Raw genomic sequence first — 3,666 nt, 5'->3', positions numbered from 1 at the left:
GGAGTCGCGCTCGAGGTTCAGCGCGAGGCCGAACGTGTTGCCCGGGAATTCCAGCATTTCGCCTTGCATCACGCCCGACAGGCCATGAATGCGGCAGATACCGTCCGTCACGGAGATGACCGTGCCGGTGTTCTTTGCGTCAGCGCCAGCCTTCAAGCCCTCGATACGGGTCTTGATGATGTCGCTGATCTCGGAGGGGTTCAGTTGCATCGAATGCTCCTAATTCTTCAATCTGTCCGCGGGCGATCTCATCGGCGCCACGCGGATCAGCATTACGCGGCGGTCAGCGCAGACTGCATCTGCGCCAGGCGCGCGCGCACCGAGGTGTCGAGCACTTCGTCGCCCACCTGCACGCGCACGCCGCCGATCAACGACGGATCGACCTTCACGTGTGCCTGCAGCTTCTTGCCGAACTTGCGTTCGAGCGTGGCGACCAGTTCGGTCAGGGGCGCACCCTCGAGCGGGAACGCACTGGTGATCTCGACGTCGGCGGCGCCTTCGCTGGCATTCCGCAGCACATGGAATTGCGCGGCAATTTCCGGCAGCAGCGACAGACGCTTGTTGGCGACCAGCAGACCAACGAGTTCCTTCGCCTCATGCGATACCGGAGATTTCAGCGCCGACAGGAAGATCCCCGCCACATCGGCTTTGGAGAGCTTCGGATCATCGGCGACTGCCTTCATGTCGGGCACGGAAGCGACTTGCCCCATTTCCGACACGAGCTCAGACCATGCACCCAGATTGCCGGCCTTCGCCACGCGGAACAGCGCCTCTGCGTACGGACGGGCAACGGTTGCGAGTTCTGCCATGATTACAGCTCAGCCTTGAGTTGATTGAGCAGATCGGCGTGGACCTGCGCATTGACTTCACGCTTGAGGATCTGCTCGGCGCCCTTGACGGCCAGCACAGCGACCTGGTCACGCAGCGATTCACGCGCGCGCACGGTCTGCTGCTCGGCTTCCGCCTTGGCTTGCGCGATGATGCGCGCGGCTTCGGCTTGAGCGTTCTGCTTGATCTCTTCAGCGGCCATCTGCGCACGCTTTTCGGCGTCCGCGATGCGCTGCGCGCCTTCATTGCGCGCTTCGGCCAGTGCCTGCTCGACCCGCTTGTTGGCCAGCTCCAGCTCGGCCTTGCCCTTATCGGCAGCGGCCAGGCCATCGGCAATTTTCTTCGCGCGTTCGTCGAGCGCCTTCACCAGGGGCGGCCAAATGAATTTGGCGACAACCCACCACAGGATGAAGAACACGACCATCTGCGCGACGAGTGTGGCGTTCAGGTTCATGGTGTGTTCCTTTCGGTATTGTGACTACGGATCAATGCACGAAGCGGCGAGGGCTGCGCGTTGCGCCATCCCAGGCCGCCTCCGGCATCATGCAGACCGAAAAGAATTACTTGATGACCGACAGCAGCGGGTTGGCGAACGCGAACAGCATGGCCACGCCAACGCCGATCAGGAATGCCGCGTCGATCAGGCCAGCCAGCAGGAACATCTTGGTTTGCAGCGGGTTCATCAGCTCAGGCTGACGTGCGCAGGCTTCGATGTACTTGCCACCCATCAGTGCGATGCCGAGGCAGGCGCCGATGGCACCCAGGCCGATGATGATGCCGATACCGATGGCGGTCAGACCTTGGATGTTGGCGAGAAATGCTTGCATGATGACTCCCTTTTACGTGAAAGACTAAGAACTGAGGAACTTGAAAAAACCAAACGGAACCGGAGAACCTGAACCGCTACTTAGTGATGGTCATGTGCCTGGCCGATGTACACCAGCGTCAGCATCATGAAAATGAACGCCTGCAGCAGAACGATCAGGATGTGGAAGATCGCCCAGACTGCACCGGCCACCACGTGACCCACGAAACCCAGCGCCGAGAAGTCGGCACCGAACGTCCAGATCGAGCCGAGCAGCGCGATCAGCAGGAACACCAGTTCGCCCGCGTACATGTTGCCGAACAACCGCATGCCCAGCGACACAGCCTTGGCGAGGAATTCGATGATGTTAAGGATCAGGTTGAACGGCGCAAGGTACCACTTGGCGCCGAACGGAGCGGAGAACAGCTCGTGCGCGAAGCCGCCCGCGCCCTTGATCTTGAAGCTGTAGTAGATCATCAGGATCAGCACGGCGAACGACATGCCGAAGGTGCCGTTCAGGTCGGCCGTGGCCACTGCGCGATGGTGCGGCACGTGCAGGCCGAAGCTGCCGAGCAGATGGTTGACGCCCGTGACCCAATCCACCGGGACGAGGTCAACCGCGTTCATCAGCGTGACCCACACGAAGACCATCAGCGCCAGCGGAGCAATCCAGGAACGATCGCCGTGGATGATGCCCTTGGCCTGGTCGTCGACCATCTCGACGACGAGTTCGACAAACGCCTGGAAGCGGCCGGGAACGCCCGAAGTGACACGGCGTGCGGCGATGCCCAGGAAGATCAGGCCGATCGCGCCCATCAACACGGACCAGAACATCGTGTCCCAGTTGATGACGGAGAAGTCGACCACCGACGCCTGCTTGCCGCCGATGCTGTTGAAATTCTGCAAATGCTCCGCGATATACGCGGAAGGCGTGAGAGCGTGCTCGGCGGCGTGGCCGGCGGCTTCTGCGACTTCAGTTGCCATGATGACTCAGTCCAATATTGCGAAACATTCTTCGTGATCCGTTCCAGTTCGCGCCCGATGCTCGACGGGTTGCCCCGGAGATCGCGGACTGCACGCGGCTGAAACGCGCCACCTTATTCGTTCGGAGTGTCAGGGCAATGAACCCGGGCTTCTCCTGCCACAGGTTCCTGCCGTGTTCTGACATGTTCCGTGTGCCCGCCGCATGGCCGCAGGCTTGGGTCCGTCGTCGCGGTCAGCGCAGTGCCAGACCGACCCAGTACATCTTCAGCGCCAGGATCAGGGTGATCAGCAGGGGCACCCAGTGCAGTCCCTTGAACACCACCACCACGACCACCAGCAGCGCGATGGTGCCGAGCACCTTAATCGCTTCGCCCACGACGAGGCGGGCAATGGATTCAAAACCCCTGGCCGTCGACAGCCGCATCGCGAACCACGCCGAAGGCACGACGCACACGCCGCCACCCAGCAGGGCCGACAGCGCGGCTTCGCCGGCTGACGCAGACCCCGTGCCTGCAAACCAGCTGCCGATATACCAACCGAGCGCACACAGCAGTGTGATGGCCACCTGGCCGAGCACGATGGAAAAAGGCGTGATGCGCGAAGCCTGCAGGGCGCGCTCGCCGAACAGGGCGACCGCTTCGTCATGCGACAGCACATGCACTGGCGGCTCCGCCTCACCTGCATCGTCCCAGTCGTCGCGCTTCGGATCCTGCGCCGACGATGGTCGGGCGGCTTCCAACGAAGCGTAAGAATGGGGCCGTTGCCGCTCGCTTGGCTGCATGGAAGAATGGTGTCTCATCATGCCGCACCGCTTTGGGTCAGGCGGATTTAAAACCGCACGATTCTACGGGACATGGCATTCGCCAGTCAACGCGCAAGCGTGCGCTCGTGCGGGCGCCTTCGACAGCACCCTGCGCCGGTCTGTTCCGCGCGCTGCGCGCAATGCCGTGCTGCGGCCGGGACCCGAATCCACCTGAGCACACCGCGATCCCGGCGATTCCATGATGGTGTCGACGCGACGCAGCGTCGATGATCCCGGAGGTAATTGC

5 protein-coding genes and 1 pseudogene are annotated in these 3,666 nt (G+C 62.1%); all 6 read right to left on the bottom strand.

All coding sequences use genetic code 11. The features are described 5' to 3' along the window. A pseudogene (locus tag A6M56_RS17755) lies at positions 1-210 on the bottom strand (F0F1 ATP synthase subunit alpha); the annotation flags it as partial. Positions 211-272: 62 nt separating this feature from the next. Beyond that, positions 273-809: a F0F1 ATP synthase subunit delta gene (locus tag A6M56_RS17750; protein ID WP_045785281.1), complete on the bottom strand. Its 537-nt coding sequence runs from the start codon at positions 807-809 to the stop codon at positions 273-275. Between the two features lie 2 nt (positions 810-811). Beyond that, positions 812-1,282, bottom strand: a complete 471-nt coding sequence (locus A6M56_RS17745) for a F0F1 ATP synthase subunit B (RefSeq protein WP_045785282.1) — start codon at positions 1,280-1,282, stop codon at positions 812-814. A 106-nt stretch (positions 1,283-1,388) separates the two neighbouring features. Then, a complete protein-coding gene (gene atpE / locus A6M56_RS17740; protein ID WP_003262709.1) occupies positions 1,389-1,655 on the bottom strand; it encodes a F0F1 ATP synthase subunit C in 267 nt (88 codons plus the stop codon). 80 nt (positions 1,656-1,735) lie between these two features. Further along, positions 1,736-2,617 carry a F0F1 ATP synthase subunit A gene (gene atpB, locus A6M56_RS17735; RefSeq protein ID WP_045785283.1) on the bottom strand — a complete coding sequence of 294 codons (882 nt, stop codon included), beginning with the start codon at positions 2,615-2,617 and terminating at the stop codon, positions 1,736-1,738. A gap of 232 nt (positions 2,618-2,849) precedes the next feature. After that, a complete protein-coding gene (locus A6M56_RS17730) occupies positions 2,850-3,278 on the bottom strand; it encodes an ATP synthase subunit I (RefSeq protein WP_373271744.1) in 429 nt (142 codons plus the stop codon). Positions 3,279-3,666 lie beyond the last annotated feature (388 nt).

Origin of the sequence: Ralstonia sp. RL (assembly GCF_001683835.1) — a bacterium.
Taxonomy (GTDB): domain Bacteria; phylum Pseudomonadota; class Gammaproteobacteria; order Burkholderiales; family Burkholderiaceae; genus Ralstonia; species Ralstonia mannitolilytica.
Note: the sequence above shows the minus strand (reverse complement) of the source record. Positions and strands in the feature narration are given on the sequence as shown.

What these genes read in the sequence shown, in the direction of transcription:
- A6M56_RS17750 (WP_045785281.1), bottom strand. Translation starts at nt 809, where the DNA reads ATGGCAGAACTCGCAACCGTTGCCCGTCCGTACGCAGAGGCGCTGTTC.
- atpB (WP_045785283.1), bottom strand. Translation starts at nt 2,617, where the DNA reads ATGGCAACTGAAGTCGCAGAAGCCGCCGGCCACGCCGCCGAGCACGCT.
- A6M56_RS17745 (WP_045785282.1), bottom strand. Translation starts at nt 1,282, where the DNA reads ATGAACCTGAACGCCACACTCGTCGCGCAGATGGTCGTGTTCTTCATC.
- atpE (WP_003262709.1), bottom strand. Translation starts at nt 1,655, where the DNA reads ATGCAAGCATTTCTCGCCAACATCCAAGGTCTGACCGCCATCGGTATC.